Here is a 19321-nt window from a genome sequence, read left to right on the forward strand (position 1 = left end):
TTACGCAGGCCCGCGGCGCGGGCTCTCGGGCCGGCGCGGGCGTTGCGCAGCTTGCTGGTTGGGGTTCGGTCCGCGCTGGGTGCGGGGCTGGCCCGCGGCAGCGGGTCGGGACGCTGCAGGCGCTTCGCCGTTGAGCAGGGTTGCCAGGACCTTGGCGTCGGTGTGTGCTGTGGAGGGGCTCGCGGCGAGGGCTTTCAGGCCTTGGAGGGTCTGGGGTACGGGGACCTTCCGCAGCTGGGTGTTCCGTTGGGTGGTTCCGGCGTTCCGGAGGGCCCCGGGCTTGAGCGTGACGAGCATCTGTTGTGTGCTGCGGCCCTGGTCGGTGTTCGTCCCCACCCGCCGGTAGTACTCCTCCCCCAGGTAGGTGAGGTGCTGCTGGAGTTGCTCGGCGGGCATCCGCGAGTACTGCTGGGGGGGTGCCGGGGCCTGCTCGGGTTCGTTGGCCGAGTTCAGCAGCCGATCGAGGTCGTCCGGGGTGGCGAGCGTGCGCCTGACGGGCTCCTTGAGGTCGTTGGCCTCAGGTAGCGGGCCGACGACTCCGGCGCGTTCGAGGATTCGGAGTACCTGGTCGGCTTCCATGAAGCTGGTGCTGAGGCGGTCCCGAAGTGTCAGGGGCGAGGCCGGGGTGCCGTCGACGATGGCCCTTAGAGCTGCGCCGACGGTCTCGGGGGCGGGGGCTGGCCCGGTTTCGAGAACACTGTCGCGGCCGCGGACCTCGAGGCGTAGCGCGCGGGCGAAGTCGCTGAGGGTGCGTGCCTTCTCGGGTTCGTCGGCGATGGTCTGCTCCGCACGCGCATCAAGGTAGGCGGCGAGTGCCAGTCGTTCCGTGATGGGGTCGCGAAGCGGCATGGCGCCGGCGACAAGGACGCTGGGTTCCCGTAGTCCTGCGGTGTGAGGGTCCGGGGCGGGGCTGACGAGGTGGTCGGAGAGGAGCGACTCCCGGTGGGCGTTGAGCAGCCACGCCTCCTGGAGGGCGAGTCGGTCGGGTATGTGCATGGTCGTCTGCTCGAGCTTCGCCGTGATCGTGCGGCGTTCGGCGCGCAGCTTCTGGGACTGGTCGGACCGTGCGAGGAAGTGCTCGCTGTCGTCGTAGTAGCCCTCGGGGCGGTTCTCCTCTGGCGGGAGAGTGCCACGCAGGTGTTCGCGGTGCTCCTTGATGCGGTGGCTGGCCGCGCGGGCGAGGTCGTCGATGCGCTGGCTGTGCTTGGTGCCGCCTGTCTTCGGTTTGCGGAAGGCGTCGATGCGATTGGCCAGTGCCTCGACGGCGTTGAGCCACAGGGCCTTGAAGAAGCCGAACTGTTGGGCGTTGGTGCCGAATCGGCGGCCTGCGGCGGCGGTGGCTTCGAGGTATTTCGACATGGCCGTCCACAATCGCATGACGCGGTTCCAGGCCGGTGCGGTGGCAGCGGCGATTCGCTTGTCGAGTCCGTTGAGCCATGTGCCGACGGTGGCTGCGGCCTTCTGCCAGAGGGAGAGGTCCGGGGTTTCGGGTTGTGATCCGTTGCGTGGGGTGGTTGGGGGCTGCTGGGTTTCGGTGGGTGCGCCGGGAGCGGGATCGGCGCCGCTTGGCGCCTGGGGTTCGGTGTCGGCCTGCTGTGTGGCCTGGTGGAGTTGGGCCTCGACGCCGTCCCTGTCGGCGCTGTCGTCATGGGGCAGCGCTCGGCCGAGGAGCCGGTTCTTGAGGGCGTCGGCCTTGCGGTAGAGGGTGCGGAGCGCTTCGTGGGCGGGGGTGTCGGCTTGCCCGCGGGCTTCCAGGCTGCTGGCGAAGCGGAAGGCTGCCTTGGAGATGCCCTGGGCGGCGGTGGCGGTGACGGCTCGCAGCGCGCGGGCGATGGCCGGGTTGTCGGGTTGGGCTTGGTAGTGCTGGTTGAGGGCGTTCCACGCTCCGATGGAGGCGGTGCGCAGGCTCTGGATCCTGCTCCATTCGCGGCCCGTGAGGAGCCATGGGGCGCTGTCCTCGACGGCGGCGATGTCGTTGTCGAGGACCGTGATGGGCTCGGGGTTGGCGGGGGAGTCGAGGGCGGCCGCGTCCTCGCTTCGGAAGATCTCGTTGAGGACGAGGCGGTAGTCGGTGAGCGCTTCGAGTAGGGCGGCCTCGGCTGCCTCGGTGTCCTGGGGGGTGGGCATCGCCTCTTGTACGGCCTGTGCGGCTTCCTCGGCGAGGCGCTGGAACGGGTTGGGGGCGGGTTCGGCGGCTGCCGGTGCTTGCTGGGGAGTAGCGGGACCGCCGCTAGGGGTGGGTGTGGCGGGGTTGTGGCGGGGTTGCTGGGGCTGGCGCGGGGCGGTGGCCTGCGGGAGTGCCTGCCCGGTCGCCGTCGCGGGTTGCCGGGCTGTCCCGGGTGCGGGTGCGGGGCTGGTCACGGGAGTGGTCTCCTTGGTGTCGGGCTTCGGCTCGGCCGACGGGTCGTGCGACGGCTCGCTCTCTACGGGGGCCGGGATGCCCAGGCGGTCGGCGGCGGCGTTGAGGTAGGTGTGGCGGGGGTGGCGCCCTGCTGTGGTGCACAGGTGCCGAAGCGCGCGGGTGGCGTCCCCGTTCAGGAAGAGCTGCAGGGCCTCGTCGATGGCCGTCTCGAGGCCGGGCAGGAAGTCGGGGCCGGGCGCCAGGCGGGGTGCCGTGTCCGTGATGATGGTGAGGAACTGCTGCCGGGTGATGGGGCCGGCGTCCGTGTCGAGGCGCTCTGGCAGTGTCTGGCTCCAGTGGGTTAGCCAGGTTGTGGTGCCGACGGGCCCGACCGGTTGGGTGGGCTCCGTGTTCTGCTCTGCGGGTACAGGGGGCTGCGCCCCGGGCGCGGGGGGTGTGCTTGTCGCCGTCGTGGACGCGGGTTGGTTGTGCTGAAAGGAGGGTGCTTCGGCAGGGGGCTCGTCGGTGGGCACGGCCGGTTCCTCCGTGGTGGTGGGTGTGGGGGTGTGGTCGGCCATGACTGCCCGCAGTTCGCGCATGTAGGCGGCGCTCGCCTGCACGTCGGCGAGGTGGGAGAGCTCCCGTTCGATCTCGTCGGCGACCTGCCGCGTGTCGACGCTGGCTGCCAGGCGCGGGAGCTGTCGGCGGATCTGCTCGGGTTGTCCGGTGGACAGGATCAGCCGGGCGATCTCCTCGGGCAGCGCGTGCGTACGGTTCGCATACAGGGTGACTGTGGCGTCGAGGACGGCGTCGAAGGCGGGCTGGACGCGTTGCCGCAGGAGTTGCTGGAGCTGCTGCGGCCCTTGGGTCTGGTGGATGTGGGCGGGGTCGTTCTTGGGCTTGCCCTTCTCGGAGGCCGGCAGGCGGACTGCCCAGATCTGGCCTTGCCAGTTCTGGCCCCGGAACTTCTCCCAGGCCGCCCGAAGGGCTTTGTCCCCGGCGTCGTCGGGGTCGAAGACGAGGACGACTCGGCGTGTGTCGTCGATGCCGGCGAGCAGCTGGACTTGTTCCTCGGTCAGGGCGGTGCCGCAGGGTGCGACGGGGATGACCGGGCGGTCGCCGCGGGTGACGCCGGCGGCAGTGAGCGCTGCGAGGTCGAATCCGCCTTCGCAGATGAGGACGGATCCCTCAGTGGCCAGGAGCTGGCGGTGGTGTCCGAGTCCGAGAAGGGAGGTCTTCTTGGTGAAGATCTCGGTGTTACGGGTGTTCAGCCACTTCGGGGTCTTCTCCCTTTCGGCGAGTGCGCGGCCGGTGAAGGCGATGACCGCACCGTCCGGGTCGAGGATGGGGAAGGTGATGCGGTTGCGCAGGGTGTCGAGGAGGCCGTGCTGGCCTTTGTAGCTGACGCCGGAGGCGAGCAGTTCGGTGTCGGTGAAGCCGCGGGCGCGTAGGGCCTCGGTGAGACGGGCTTCCCCTGGGGCGAAGCCGAGTCCCCAGAACTGGGCGGTCTCGCTGTCGGCCGGCAGTCCGCGGCCGGCGAGGTACGTGCGGGCAGGCTCCGAGCGCGGGCCATCGGCGAGGTGTCCGGTGAGGAGTTCCTGGGTCGCGGCGAGGATCTGCAGGAGCCTGTCGGGGTCGGGAGCGGGCTGGTCGGCCGTGGTGTGCGTGTGGATCTGAGCCCAGACGTCCTGCGGGTCGCGCGCTTGGAGGTCGGTGAGGCCCCATCGCGGGGCGTTCAGGTCGGGTTCCTGGTCGAAGGCCGCCGCCACGACCACTCCGGCTGGGCTGTCGAGCAAGGTGGTGTGGAGGATCCGGCCGTCGATTTCGGGCCCGGTCTGGGGGCCGAACAGCATGCGGGCCATGGAGAGTTCGACGCTGCCCACCATGTCCTGGTACTCGGTGAGCCGGACGGTGAGCGCGTGGTGCAGCAGCTCTTGGGGGCTGCTGGCCTGGTGGACGCCGGACGCATCGCCTCCCGTGGGCAGGGTGCCGGCGTCCGTCGGGCCGCTCGGCTGGTGCGCCACGGTGGGTGAGGCGGGTTCAGGGTCTGCTGTCTCGAGGGTCTGATCCTGGGTGGGGGCAGTGGGGTACTGGGCAGCAGGGGCAATATCGGCGGTGGTCGGCTCCTCCTGGACGGTGGCGGACTCGGGTGCGCTCTCGTGGCGCGGGGCGGGCTCCGGTGCCGGTTTCTCGTTGGAGGCGGACTGGGCGTCGGCAGGCTCGCCGGCTTCGTCGGGGAAGGCCTGCCGGGGTTCGGCCGGCTGCTGAGCTTGATCGGGGCTCGCTTCGGCAGGAGCAGGTGGTGCCCCCGGCGCGGGTTCGGCGATCGGAGCAGGGGGAGCCGGTTCGACAGCCGGTTCCGCTCGGCTTTGCGATAGCACCGTCTCGGCGGCGGGGGCCGCTTGGGCGCCTGCCGCGGCCTGTTCTTCGGCGGCGGGCACGGCCGCCGGGGCCAGGGCGAGGGGCTTGTTGCGGGGGAAGACACGGCGCTGCGTCCCGTTCTCGGTCTCCAGGGTGAGGAGCACTGCGCCGAGGGCGTCCACGTGGGTGCCGGTCACCGTCACGTCTTGGCGGTTGGTGTTCGGGCCGGCGATCGAGATGCGGTCACCGTCCCGCAGCTGGTCGGCGTAGGCCAGGCCTTCTGGCGCTTCGCCTCGCCCAGCCGACAGTTCGTACTCTTTCCATCGTGTGACGAAGCGTGAGGAGGGATGGTTGTGGGTGCGGTCGAACTCGGCTCGGGCCTGGACCAGGAGACGGTCCAGGGTTCCCGGGATCTCGCCCAGCGCTTCAAGGCGTTGCGCGGCGGTCTCGGCGAGGAGCGGGTCTGTCCAGTCGAGCCGGGGTACGGCGCCGGACAGCGGCGGTTGGTGGAGCAGGCGCGCCGCCGTGGCCGCGAATTCGCGTGCGTCTGCTTTGGTGTCGAAGCGCCCCATGGCCGGCGGCAGGTGGTCGAATCCGCCGCCTGTGGGCAGGAGGTCCCACTTGTTGTCGGTGCGGGTGGCGTAGAAGAGGCCGTCGAGGAGGACGTCGATGTCGCGGGCCTGGAGGGCGCGCTGGAGGGTCTCGCGCCGGGGGCCACTCGCCGCTTCGGCCAGCCGTTGAAGGCTTGCCCGCGCTTCCTGCTGGGTGGGGCGTGGCCGTTGGGGTGCCGCAGGGTAGGTGAGCCTGCCTTCGCCGGGCCGGACGCGGACGACGTCGATGTGCGGGAGGTCGCTGGTCGCCACCTCGTAGCGTCCGCCGCGCTGCGGCTGCGCGGTGATCCCGGGAGCGGTGCGGTGGACACGGATGGGTCCGCCGGTCGCGATGTACGCGGGTGGCAGCACCTCGGCCACCGCACTGGACCATGCCTTGATGTCCCGCTGCAGGCGGCCCCGGTCGATGGCGTCGTGCCAGAACGGCTCGGCGAAGACCGGGGTGTTGCGCCAGCCGGGGTGGCTGTGGTCGAAGGCGTCGGCGGCGGCGGGGTTCTGTTCGGTGTGCTCGGGCCCACGTGCCGCGCAGCACAGGCATGCGCCGCGGTGGGAGGTTCCGTCGGTCTCGACTGTCGCCCAGTGGGCCACGCCGTCGGGGGCGTCGTCGGGGATGGTTGCGGGGTGGCCGTCGGCGATGCGCCACAGCGTCGGCACCGCGACGGCTGGGCGTTCGGCGCTGACCGGTTTGGTGGGAGCTGTGGCCCCGGCCGGGGCGGGGGCGGATTCGAGGTCCGGCCCGGTGGCCGGCCGGGCCGGGTCGGCGGTGTCGACGGCAAGCGGCGCCTGCCTGGTGTCGTCCGGCCCGGCTGCCGGGGTGCTGGTGTGGTGGTCCGTGTCCTTGGCGGCGGTTGTCGGCGCCTGTCCGTCGGGGGCAGTCGGGCCGGCGTGGTCTGCGGTTACCGGCTGCGGTTCAGGGGTGGCCTTGGGCTGCACGTCGGGGGTGTCCGGTGCCTGCTCGTGTTCGGCGGCCTCGGGGGCGTCCGGCAGGGGGACGGATGCGCCGTTCTCGTCGAGGCCCGGGACGGCGGACAGCGCGCTCGCCATGGCCGTCGGAAGGTCGCGGCCCCTGCTGTCCCTGAACTCGCGCCACAGCTCGCCGAAGTTCTGGGCGTCCCAGGACACCGGCCTGCCCTGGTGGTCGACGAGGGACTCGAGGACCTCGGCGATCTGCTCCGCGTGTTCGCGGGAGGCTGCCCGGGCCAGGTTGGGGATCTTGCGGAGGAACCACGGTGCGTAGATCTCCCAGCTGCGGGCGCCACCGGATCGGCGCGGGGCGGCGGGAGCCGGGGCGATGGCCAGGCGTCCGCCCCTGGAGAGCGAGAAGCCGTCGGCCGCGGCGCGGCGGACACGGGCCTCGAGTTCCTGCCGGGCCGCTCGCTGATCCCTGATGTGTCCGGGGATGCGCATCGCCGCGTAGTGGCGGCGCAGGTGCTCGACGGTGCGGAACCACGGCTCGTCGACGGTGGCGTTCATGGGCGCCCTCAGGCTGTCGTCGGGTGCTGGTGCGGTGGCGGCGTGCGCGGCGATCGCCGGGGGTACCGCGGCGCCCATGTCGCTCAGGTGCGCAGCCGTCACACGCAGGGCTTGTGCTGCGCGGGTGGGGTCTTCGGCGTGGTCGCGTGTGCCGGGGACGAGGGCGGCGATGGTGCGTCCCCATGCTCCGGAGGCGGCGCGGCGCAGGACGTCGGCCGGGTCGGTGTCGTCGCCGGTCTGGCTCGGCTGGGACGGTGCCTGGCCCGCGGGCACGGCGAGGACCGCCGCTCGCTCGACCGATACGGGTAGGCCGGTGTAGACGTCGATGCCGTGCCAGGGCCCGGTGCCGCCGTTCTGGAGGCGGATCGTCGTGTAGCGTCCGCCGTCGGCGGCGATGCGTACTTCGTGTCCGGCGGCGAGGTTCGCTCCGGGGTCGGTGACGAACGACCATCCTTCGGGGACCTCGAGGTCGCGGGTGTGTGCCCAGGTCAGGGCCTGGTCGATGAGAGCGCCGATCCGGTCCGCGGGGGTGGCGCCGAGCCTGGCCTGGTGGCTGTCGAGCAGCTGGGCGAAGCGTTGTGCTGTGCGGCGCACGGCTTGGATCGGGTGGCCGGCATCGTCCTGCGCGTCGAGGCGCAGCCGGTTGTCCGTGGGGTGCATCAGGTTGTGCTGGGCCCTGTGGCGGGTCTCGGAATCGGGGTGCCCGGCAAGGACGCGGGCCGCCTCGGCGGTCTGGGCCAGCGTGCGAAGGTTCGCGGCCGTCAGCGCGGTGCCGGCGACGCTGGACAGGGCCGTCTCCCCGGCCTTGAGAATGGTCTTGGTGGCGCGCTCGGTGGTGGCCCGGTGCTGTCGGATGACGGCGGCCAGGTGCGCCCAGGCCTGCTGAACGTTCTCGTGGGTGTGCAGAAGGTCGGCGCCGCTGGTGTAGGGCCCGGTCGGGCTCGGCTGTGGGTCGGGTTGCCCGGCGCTTGTCTGGCCTGCCAGAGCGCGGGCGCGGTCCTCCACGGTGGTGAGCTGTGTGGCGCTGCGGTGCGCGTACACGGTGGTGGGGTCGACGTACCGGCCGGTCGCCAGGCCGAGGGAGCGCGCGCCGGGCGTCTTGACACTCTGCCAGCCGGCGGCGGCGACCAGCATCTCGTTGTTCCCGGCCAGCAGCACCTCGTCGCCCGGCTGGATGGGGAAGTCGCGCCAGGCTGCGGAACGCTGCTGGTAGGGCATGGCGAGCAGTGCCGCGCGGAGGCGGCGCCGCTCATCGGGCGACAGATCCGCCCGGGTAGCGGCCGGTGTTTGCACGGCGGACGGTTGCGACGGGACCGGCGGTGCGACGGGCAGGGGGGCGGGCAGCGGATTCGGCTGGGGCGTCGTCTTCGGTGTGGTGGGCAGGGCGGGGACCGCCTCGATGCTGGAAGCGCTGAACTCGCGTGTGCGTCCGTCGGGGGTCCTGCCGACGTAGCGGTCTCCGGCTGGGTCCTGTTCGACGTGTTCGATGGTGACGGTGCTGTAGACGCGTGTCGCGGGCTGGACCAGTGAGGGCGTGTACCGGGTCACCTTGAGCGGGCTGTTGGGCCTGGCGAACGGGCTGTCGAGGTCGATGACGCGCGCCAGGTCCCCGACGGCGAGGGGTGGCGGTGCCTCGTCGTGCCTGATCTTCCGCCATCCCGCCGGAGCGGGCTGGCGCGCGTTGGCACGCTCGTGAGCGTCCGCGACCAGTTCCACGGTGGATGAGCGCAGTTCGCTCTCGCCCCGGTCGGTGTTGTGTTTGGCGACCTCGCCGCTGACGTAGACCAGGTCGCCTGGCGCGGCGGCGGCTCCGCGAGGGTTCCAGGCCACCACGCGGGCGCCGGAGGCGGTCTCCAGCCGCACCAGGAGGGAGGTCCGGGAGGTGTTCGGCGTGCGGACCTCCCTGGTCTCGACGACGGTGGCCTGCACGGGCTTCAGCTGCTGGCCGACCGAGCCGAGGTACTGCCCCCGGCCGGGTTTCGGCGGCAGGTGGGGCGTGTGCTCCGCCTCGGACGGGGGCTCGTCCGCTGCTGGGAGCGGGTCGCCGCTGTTGCTCGTGGTGGCGACGGAGTGGGGTAGCGGGTTCACGGGTTCGGGTGCGGGCTGGTTGCCCGCAGCTGGCTCTTCCGCGGCCGGGCCACCCGTTCCGGCCGCCCCACGGGCGGTGTCGTGACTCTCCCGCTCCTCGGATACCTGTGCCGGAGCGACGGATTCCTGGGGTGGCGTCTGGCCGGCGGGGGCCGTGGACGGCTCCGTAGCGGCCTCAATGGTGTGCTGCCGGTCGTGACTCGGAGTGTAGGGCGTGGCCCAGGGGTCCGGTTCCCCCGGGTAGGGCAGGGTGACGAGGCGGGCCTCGGTTTCGAAGGCCTGTTTGTCCAGCTTGGCGGCGACCCGCTCGAGGATCCCCCTCCTTCGCCTGTCCTCGGTGGTGTCGGTGCCGGTGGCGGAAGCGGTGGTGCGCGCGGTGTGCGCGTAGGCCCGCATCTGGACGGGCGTCAGAACGTACCGCCGGTAAATGCCTGGCCTGAACGCGATGGGCTCGGCTGTGTCTGGGCCGGACCGGGCGAGTTCGAGCCGGTCGAGCTCGCGCACCTGTGCCTCGGTGAACTCCACTTCCTCGCTGACGTCGCCGGGCAAGTTGGGGCCCTCGGGCCCGTTGCTGTACGAGTGGTCGAGGGCCGCCACATTGGCGGCACGCACGGGGGCAATGCCCGCCTTCCGAGGCATGCCCTCGGCGAACGGCATGCCGTGGGGTTTGCCGCCGCGGGCGTCCTGTCCCCACCAGTAGATGCGACCGTCGGCGCCCTCGCGCCTGCGGATCCAGCCGATCACTGCGCCGGTCTCGTCCTCGACCACGCCGCTTCCAGCTGCTTCGTCGAAATGCGTCAGCTGACCGTCAGTGATTGGGATGCCTTCGGATGTTGCGGCCTGGGCGAGAATCTCCTGCTGGTCACGCGCGTCGTCCGGCTGGCTGGGAGTGCTTCCGACATGCCACAGCTCCTCGGCGGGGCGCGCCTCGATCGTGCCGTCCTCGGTGCGAAGGTGGGCTGTTCCGCTGCTGTCGATGCCCATGAAGGTGCCCGTGAGGCCGCCATGGCCGATGACCGGGTCTCCGTAGGTGAACCGATCGTGCCCGGTGCGCGGGGCGGCGGCGGTATCGGCGCCCGAGGTGTTGTGTCGGCTCTGCTGTCGGGTGCTGGGAAGCGGCGTCCGGTCCCAGCCCTCTTCTTCCGGCGTGTTGCTGTTGCCGGTGGCGACGGGTTGGTCCAGATCGGCTGATTCCAGTGCGGAGTCGGCGGGCGCCTGCTCCCCGCGGGCCCGATGGTCCGCTGATTCACCCGGAGATACGGGTGCGGGCGCGGGCTGTTGAGCGATGGTGTCAACGATTCGAGCCCAGTACTCGGACGTGGTGAGGGGCGATCCCCCGGCTCCGGCGACTACAAAGGGATCACCCTCGGTGAGTGTGTCGCGCACAACGTAGAAGGAGGCCTTGTCCGGGCGGGTCACGGTCCACGATTGATCGCCACCATCGACCAGGGACCAGCCGGTCGGGAGGGCCATGGCGTCGCCGAGTTCGGGCAGGTCGAGGGTGGTCTGTCCGGCCCCGGCGGTGTCGGAGGGCTCCGAGCCCCTCGCGCTGGTCCTGTGGTCGCCCGGTTTGACGGTGGGGGCCTGCTCGTGGTTGCTGACGGTTGTAGGGCCGGCTGCGGCCATCCCCGCAGTCTTCGCAGGTGCCGGTGGCGCGCCGCCGACGTCCTCGAGGCCGGGGTCCGACACGATGCCAGGCGCTTCATGCGGCAGCACCGTGGACGAGCGTGTCGCCTCCGGGACCGGCTGGTCGTACACCTCGGGGTCTGGCTCGCGTTCGGGCTCTGCGGCCATTGGCGGGGTGCCGTAGCTGTCATGCGGAGGGGTGGTGGCCTCCGGGGTGATCGTTCCGCCGGTCTCGGTGTGCCCGAAGTCGGCGCGGTGCATCTCCAGCCAGTTTCGGCCGGTCGGGTGCGGCGTGGGCGCCTCGCCGCTCGGCGCCCGGGTTTGGGCGCTGTCTCCTTCAGCGGGGCTGGAGTCGAGGCGCCGTTCAGCTTCTGCGATGAGCCTGGTGTGTCGTGCCTTCACCATGTTCGCGTGGTCGGGGTCAGCGGGCGGCATGTCGAGGGCGCCCAGCTCCGCCCGGATGTCTTCGGTGGTCATCGTGGCCGGATCGGCGATGCTGGGCCGGGCGTCCCCCCGGGGGACGGGGGTGTCCAGGGTGGTGATGCGGCCGGCCCGTCGGTAGGCGATCACGCCGATGATGGGGACGGGAGCGCTGCGGCCGGTGTCGAGCGAGCTTGCTTGAACTGCGTGGACCGGCTCCCACCAGCCTTGGGTGGTGAGCACTTCGTCGCCGATCCGGAAGTCGACCGGTGACCACCGCTGTCCCCGGGTTTCAGACGTGGACGCCGCCAGGTGTCGTCGCTCGTCGGGGGCAAGCTGCTCGAGCAGTTGATGGTGGCGCCCGCCAGCGGCCAGCGCCTCTGCACGGTCCTCGCGTGACAGGTAAACGGGGACTTCACGGCCCTCGGCAGCCAGCCGCTCAACAAGGGTCACCACACGCTCGTCCCGCTTGGCCTGCTTCCACGAGGTTGGCAGCTCCAACAGAACCTGGCCCCGCTCGGTGACGCTCTTGAACCCGCGGACCTCCCGACGGATCTTGTTGAACACCGTGTCGTGAGGGTCGGCCCCGTGAATTCGGGTGATCTTCTTGGTGTGCTCGATCCACGGCCCTGCCTCGACACTGAGGCTGGCGCGGTGTGAGCCGTGGCGCTGCTTGGAGTCCGCCCGCAGGGCGTCCAGCATCGAGGGCCACTGCTTTTCGTAGTGCTCGGTCGAGCGGCCCACCACGACGCCGTCGAGCTTGATCACCAGGTCGGCGCCCCGGCCGCCTGCGCGGCGGCGATGCTCCCGGGCGACGTTGTAGGCGATGCCCTCACGACTGGTAATGGTCCACGAGCGGTCCGCGTGATAGGTAATCGTCTCGCCGTCACCGACCTCCGGCATCAGCCACAGTCCGGACGCGTAGTAGAAGAGATCGGCAACCTGCCGCGGATCGTTGCCCTGCGACTGCGCCCAGTGCGCAGTGATGAACTCGGCGACGTCGTCGAGGGTCTTGACCTGGCACAGTGCCCAGACCTCGAGGTCGTCGCCCTCACCCTCGAGCCAGCTGCAGCGGTAGGACCTGTGCTCCGGCACACCGTTGCGGACCTTGCCCTGGCAGTCCCCCGTGACCCTGTAGCCGCCCATGTCGCCGATCGTCGCGGTCCAGGTGTAGGAGAAGGACCCTGGGTCGGCGGGCTCCTGAGTGAACACGACTTCCGGGGTGGCATCGTCCACCGTGGAGGTAGGGGCTTGGCCGGGGTGGAGGGTGGCGTCAGTGGCGCTGTCGGCCTGTTCGTCGGCTCGCAACTTGTTCTGGAGCCAGATTCGCTCTTGGTCCGTCATCCCGCGCCATAGGTGTGTTGATTCCCGGCGGGCCACCCAGTGGTCGGCCCACGCTCTCAGGTACTCGCGAGCCACCCCATCCGCCGCCTGGGAGGACGCACGGCCGATAGACATGCCGCTGGGGTTGAAGACAACCCAGCGGTCCGCGTGCGTGCTGAGCTCGGGCGGGAAACGTCGAATTGCGAAGACCGATCTGCCGAGTCGCAGGTGCCACAGGTCATCAGCGACCTGCTCATAGGCAGCTTCGGCAACGGAATCCTGGTAGGCAGCACGAACTTCCAGCCAAGGCGTCTTGCCATGACCACGGGCGCCCCCAAGAACGCGGCTTACGTGACTGAAGTAAACGCTGTTCGCAGCCCCGAGGGTCGCGAACGTACCAAGGTCCGCAATCTCGCCGGCGTGCGGACAGACACACAGCGCTGTGACTGTGCCGTCGGTATGCGGCACTACTCGACCTTCGTGGGAGTGCCCGAACACTCGGCCGGTCGTGTCAGGGCCTGAAACCTCGTAGGCAGGGAGCGCCACCAGCGCCCTCTCGTGCCGCGTTAGTGCTGTGACATCCAGATTGGCCAGCGGATCGACAGGTGCCGTGACGAGTTGTCCAGCGGATGATTCGGACTTGGAGGAGTCGTTATGCACGCGACGCCGCTCGGACCTGCTGCGTTGCTCCACATCGGTCAGGATCGAACGCACCATCTTCTGGCGCTTCGAGACTTCTTCAAACAGTATGGGCAGGCCCCACTCGGAGCCGTCGGCGTAGTAGACGAAGTAGCGGCCGGATTGCCTGCTGACCCAGTAGGAGTGTCCCCAGATTTCTGCTCGTTGCTGGTCCCCGTCCCCGCTGAAGGTGATGTCCGATGCCTGGGGCTTGGTTTGGGGCCCGGCCGGGTCTCCTTGGCTGATGACGGAGTGGTGCGGCAAAGGGTCACGATCGGGTGCCGCACCAACCGGGTCTGGGCGGGGCTCCGGTCCGCTGCCCTTGGCAAGGACTGGCTCGCCGGACATGGGCGCGAGGTCGCCCGAACGTTGAGCCTCCCGAGCGATCTGGCCTGTCCGCGGACCCTGGGCTGGCTTGTACGGCACGTCGGTAGCCGGAACTGGTACGGCGGGAACGGGATCGAGATCGAGCCCCAGCTCTTGTTGGCCGGCAGGCCCGGTGAGGGCCTTTCGAGCGGCCTCTTTCGCGGATGCGCTGCCTGCCCGGTACGGGACCTCGCCAGTGGGCATGGCGACGACGTTTGATGCCGTGAAGACGACGGGGAAGTCGGGGTCCAGGCTCTCGTAGTACTCGCCGCCGGTCAGCGGACCGACCACGGTGGTGACCCGCTTGCCCTTGACCAGTAGTTGGACGGCCTCACCGCCTTGGAGGTCAAGGTCCGCGCCGACGACGGGTTCCCACCGCTGGGACTCGGGCGGGTCCCCGAGGGGGGTGTTCAAGGTGCCGCTAGCCTTGGCGCCGATAAGGACGGAGCGTTCGCGCGCGAGTCGCTGCTGCTTCTGCACCCGCGGGTCGGCGAGCAAGCGCTCGGCTCGGCTCTGCTCGTCGGGACCGTCGTCGACGACGTACTCGGTGAGAGGATGGACACCCTGGTGGTATCGAAAAACCGAGCACCGCGGTCCGTCCGAGTACAACGACCAGGTGTACAGACGTAGTGCGCCGGGGTGCCCGCTCTCGGGCCCGGTGTGGGTCACCAGGTAGGAGGTGCTGAACTGGGCATTGCCGTATTGCGTCCGGACCTCTCGCACGATCTGGCCGGGCTCGAGATCCTTAGCACGCACGATGCGGCTGGTGGCCGGCAGGTCTGCGGCCCAATCCGGCTCCGGCATAGTCGCGCCGGTGGCTGTGGCGCGTAGCCGGCCCGATACCACGAGGTGTTCATGTCCCTCGGGGTCCCGGACCCACCAGACGTTGGCGTGGGCGGCCATCGTGATGTGGCCGTAGGGGATGTGGCGGCCGTCGTGGGTGTAGATCTCGACGGTGTCACCGGGCTCCCAGTCGGCACGGTCGGGGAAGGGGGAGACGAAGGAGGGCAGGAGTCCGGCGTTTGTGTCGGCTGCGGCCTTCTCCACGCGGACGGTGTTTTCCGCTGCCCGTGCCTTTCCCCGGCTCAGGCAGTCTCGAAGGTCGGGCTGCTTGAGCCTCGTGTCGGCGAGCGCTTTGATGTGGCCCGCTTCGGCCCTGGGCACCACGTCTCGGGGGGCCAGGATGAGGGAGCGGCCGTTGATGCTGGCACCGAGGTTGTCGAGCTTGATGTCGTGCCGGCCATCGGGGCGGAGGTACGCCGATGTGACGATGCGGGGAACCCCGAATTCGCCGGATCGCTCGAGGGTGAGAACGACGTCACCGACCTTGAGGTCCGAGGCTTGGGCGAGCCCGTAGTCGTCGGGCATGCTGTCGGCCCACTCCGGTGGTGTGATCGGCTCGTCGTCGCGGTACCAGACGTCTCGGACGTTGGCCTCGTGGACGATGCCGTCCTTGTCTGCGACGAGGAGGTACGGCCACCGTGTGTCGCGGAACTCACCTCGCGCGAGTGCGCCCTCTGGGGTGTGGAAGTAGGCGGGATCTCCTGCGTGCCATGTGCGGTAGGGCGCTGTCCCGGGCAGCAGTTCGTCGCCGCTCAAGAACGCGTCGTCGGTCTTGCCGGTGAGCTCGCCTGCCGCGTGTTCGCTCGCTCCTCTGGAAGCGCCGATCGCGGGATCGGTCGGCTCGCCGTCGGCGGTTCGGTCGGGGGGTATGGCCTTCGGACCCGTTTCTGCCGGCTCAGGCGAGGCGTGTTGGGCAGTCGGGCTCTGCGCCGTCACGGTACTGGTCTGCGTGTTTGTCCCGTGTCCGGGGACTGCGGACAGGTCGGTGTCTTCGTCCGGCACCACCGGTGCGATCCCGCTGACCTGCAGTATCGGGTTGGCACCCGCGGCCACCTGGGCCGGGACGGCGGTGGGCCCGGTTGCGAGTGTCGTGGTGGCCGCGGGCTCGGTGCCGGGGGCTGGCGAAGCAGCGGCGGGCGCTGTGGGCTGTGGCTGTTCGGTGATGGTTGGCGGCTCGGCGGTGACCACAGCGCCGGTGTCCAGGCGGCGTACGGGTCCGTTGATGCGCAGGATGTAGTCGAGGGAGCCGAGTTCGAGCTGTTTCTTGGCCCGGGTGACGGTGACGTAGGCCAGGCGCAGGTCCTCGTCCGGCGGCAGCATGAGCTCGCCGGTCTTGGTGTCCTCCTTGGGCTGTGGGAAGTCCGGGCCGATTCGGACGTTGGGCCATTCGCGGCCCTTGGCCTTGTGGGCGGTGGAGACGGTCAACTGGGGTCGCCGGTCCGGGGCCTTGGCGTCCTCGGGGACCAGTTGCCTGATCATGTCGATGATGTTGTCGGGGCTGTGGCGTTCGAGCAGGCGTACGAAGGTCTTGAGTGCCTTCGCGTCCTCGTTGGACTCGGCGTAGTCGCAGACCTCGTCCCAGTCCTTGAAGTCCTTGAGTTCGGGGTGCTTGGTACGGCGTCCGGCCTTGAGGTCCTTGGCTGCCTTGGCAACGGCCTCGATGTCGGCGCCGCCTCCCACCATGGCGACCCTCTTGTCGGCCTCCAGCCCTTCGAGGACGGCGTCGAGCGCACCGACGTTCGTCTTGGTCAGAACGGCGTCGGGATCGTCGACCGTGCCGACCGTCGTGTCCAGGCCGGGGTTGCCCTGGAGGGTGAGGTCTGCTTCGAGGAGCTGGAGGTAGCTGTTACCGATCGCGGCGACCTGCTGGCCGAAGCGCCAGCTCTGGGTCAGCGGAAGGACGGTGTCGGCAGGCCAGCGCTTGAGTGCGTCGACTGCGCCACGGAAGGTGTAGATCGACTGGTGGCTGTCACCGACGACGATGGTCTGGACTGGCTGGTCCTGGATGACCTTCATCAGCACAGGATTGATGTCCTGGGCCTCGTCGAAAAGGATCACGTCGTAGGGCAGACGTGGCCTGCCCAGAGCCCAGATCTTGATGTAGTCGTCGGGGGTGAAACGAATCTTGTCGCTGTCCGGGTCGGTGATGTCCGCCCAGACGCGCCTGGCCACGCTCAGAAGCCCGGCGGCCGCGGAGGTTGAGCCCCAGGCGCCGAGGTGCTGCGGGCCGAGCTCCTCGTCGGCGCTCTCGCGGTAGCGCTTGACCGCCTGGATGGCGATCTTCGCGGCGTCCTCGGGGTCGATCTTGCCGCCTGGATGGCGCACCGCGCGAATGGCCAGGGCCTTGGCTACGCCCTCGGGCAGAAAGGCGCCCGGGTGGCGACGGGCCATGCTTACCTTTCGCTCGATCGGAGTGCCCTTGAGACCGGCGCTGGCGAAGGAGTGGCTAGTGTTCGCCGTGACGTTGCGTGGCATCTTGGCCTTCGCCTCGTCGGCGACGGAGCGGTTGAACGCGATGTAGGCGATCCGCTTGTCAGGCAGGCGCCGGGTAAGCATCAGCAGTGTCGAGGTCTTGCCGGTGCCAGCCAGGGCCTGGACGGCCACGTCCAGGCCCGCAAGGCACGCGTCGATGATCTTCTGCTGCTGCTCGGTCGGGGGGTACTCCTTTTGCGGTTGGGCTGCGGCCGCGGCCAGTTCGGCGGCCTGCCGTGCTTCCTCCTGCCGGTCCATGGCCGCGAGGTAGGCGCGCAGTTCCGCCAGCACGGCGGGCCGGTCGCTTTCGCGCCCGATGTATCGCCAGCGCTTCGGCTCCTGCTTCCCGTCGAACCTGAAGTTCTTGTTCTTCCTCAGCAGGGCGCGGAGGTCGTCCTCGTGCTCGTACCAGCCCCGCTCCCCCGTTCCGGTGACGTAGGTCGTGCGGCTCTTGGTCTCTATGCGGATCCGGCTGCTCCATGCTGCGGAATCGGCTGCTGGCGTCCCCGCCTCCGCCGGCGCGTCGTGCCTGGTGTCCGCCTGTTCGCCGGCTGCGGGCGGTGCGGGCTGCGCCGCGGGCGGTTCCGCCTTTTCGGCTGACGCTGCCTGGCCCTGAGCCTGGGATGCCGTCGCCGGGCCGGGTTCCTGCGGCACCGTCGCGGCATGATGGTCGGCGACGGCGGGTGTCACGTCGGGGGTCCTGGCGCCGTAGTACTCGGGCGGATGGTGGGCCCAAAGCCTGCCGACGATGTAGTTGATCGTCCCCCGGAGTAAATCGGCGTGATGGTTGAGCTGTTCGTCGTCGGCGGATAGCTGGGCCAGTACGTCTCGCAGGACGACCAGCGAGTTCGGGTGCTGAACCATCAGTTCGTGACGGCGGAGCATGAGTGCGCTTGTGGACAGCACGGTGATCGTGTGCTGGTCCACGGTTCCCGGCTCGGCTCGGTACAGGGCCCGTACCAGGGCGTCGGCCTGCGAGCTCGCCCATGCCCACAGGCGATCGCGCTCCAACTGGCCATCCGGAGTCGCCAGAATAGCCTGGCGAGCCAGGACCGGGTCCTCGGCCAGGGGGGAATCCGACGCGAGGCCAGCGGCATCAGCCTCGGTCAGCGCGCTGCCGAAGAGTCCCTCTACGAGCGGACCGTCGATCCGCCGGTGGATGCGCTGCCCGGTGGCGCGGTCCAGCAGGTTGACGGTAGCGCTGAACTGCGCGCACGTGGCTTCCAGGACGATGCTGCCGCGTCGACCCTCATTGAGGAGGATGTTGCCCGGCCGCAGGTCGGCGACCCGCAGTGTCTCGGGCGTGTGCGCGAGACGGGGCAGGGGCCGGCCGCCGTGGGTACGGTGCAGCACCACGACGGCACTGGGGGGTTTGGCGAAGGCGACGTGTTCGACCTGGTCGATGTGCCCGTCGGCATGCTGGACCGTGATGTCCGTCAGGGGCCAGAACGGTGCTCCGCTCTCCCGGGTGGCGTCAACAGTCGCCTCGATGCGCAGCCAGGAGGGGCGTTCGGGGTTGTCGTCGTGGGTGAAGTCGCCTGGCAGGAATTCTCGCCCTGCGTACTGGATGTCGAGGGATCGCCAGTCAGAGGTGAAGGAGATCCGGTCGCCGGGCTGGACGTCGCCAAGCCGCGTGATGGTGCCAAGCCGGGTTCCGTCGGGTCCGTAGACGCCGGTGTCGGCATGGACGGCGGGGACCAGGCGCATCGTGGGTGTGGTGTAGAGGTGTCCGCTGTCGGTGGTTGAGAGGATGAGGCCGCCGTCGGTGCCATGGCGGATGTCAGTGATCTTCGTGAGGTTGCCGGCCGGGTCGACGATCTCGGTGCCGGCTGTCAGTTCTCCGGCGGGAACGCCGCCGGCTCCTGCTTCCTCGGACCACAGGACGTCCTCCGCCTCGGCCTCATGCGCGTCGGCAGCACTGCGGGGCATGCCGGCGGCGCTGCGTTCACCGATGAGGGCGAGTTTCGCGAGGAGTGCACGCAGTTCGGCTTCGACCGGTGCCCTGGTGTAGGCGGAAGGAAGTGCTGCCACGTGTTGGAGCGCGGCCTGGGTCCGGGCCGTGACGGTCTGGCAGGTGTCAGCGAACGCAGCTGCTCCCGCCTGCGGGTCGTCGGGGAGTGGCCCGTCGGGTTCCGCGGCCTCTCGCATGTTGTGCACGTCGGTGAGGAGCCTCTCGGCCGCCGCGTGCTCGCGCGGGAGCAGATCTCGGAGTCCGTCGGTGGCCCAGGTGACGTGCAGCCAGAGCGTGACACGGGCGAACTCCACGCTGGGGAAGGCGGCCGGGACGCCGGGCGCAGGGCGATAGCGCAGTCGTGTCCAGGCGAAGTCCGTGGGAGCTTCGTGGTCGGCCGGTGCTGCGGCTGAAGGGGCCGGAGGCTGGGGGGCGGCGAGCCGCGCTGGCTCGGGACTGTGTTCGGCCGCCGGGATGGGGGCGGGCTCCGGCTCGTAGTCCGCTTCCCGGAGCTCAGTGGCCTCCGGTGCGAGGCCGGCATCCGCCGGGTCGGGCTGGCGGCGGGCCTCCTCCACTGCGGCGATGTCGGCCTTGGTCAGGCGGTACAGGGCCTGGATCTGCCCTAGCTTCTGGCGGGCGTTGTCCCGGACGATCGGGTCGTTGTGATGCTCTGCGACGTCGAGGGTCTGGGCGTAGCTCCGGCGGCCCTCCTCGATTTCGGATGTGCGGGCGGCTTTGGTTCGGCTCTGGTGTTCCTCCCCTCCGGGA

Annotated in this window: 1 protein-coding gene (running past one end of the window); it reads right to left on the bottom strand. The window is 70.1% G+C overall.

Annotation, left to right across the window (positions count from 1 at the left end; genetic code table 11):
- Positions 1-19321 carry the 3' portion of a DUF6349 family protein gene (locus tag BOQ63_RS00590; RefSeq protein WP_465398221.1) on the bottom strand. Its footprint extends 18041 nt past the window's final position, so only the last 19321 of its 37362 coding nucleotides appear in the window; the start codon falls outside the window, past its right edge; it ends in the stop codon at positions 1-3.

It is taken from the genome of Streptomyces viridifaciens (assembly GCF_001888885.2).
Classification (GTDB): domain Bacteria; phylum Actinomycetota; class Actinomycetes; order Streptomycetales; family Streptomycetaceae; genus Kitasatospora; species Kitasatospora aureofaciens.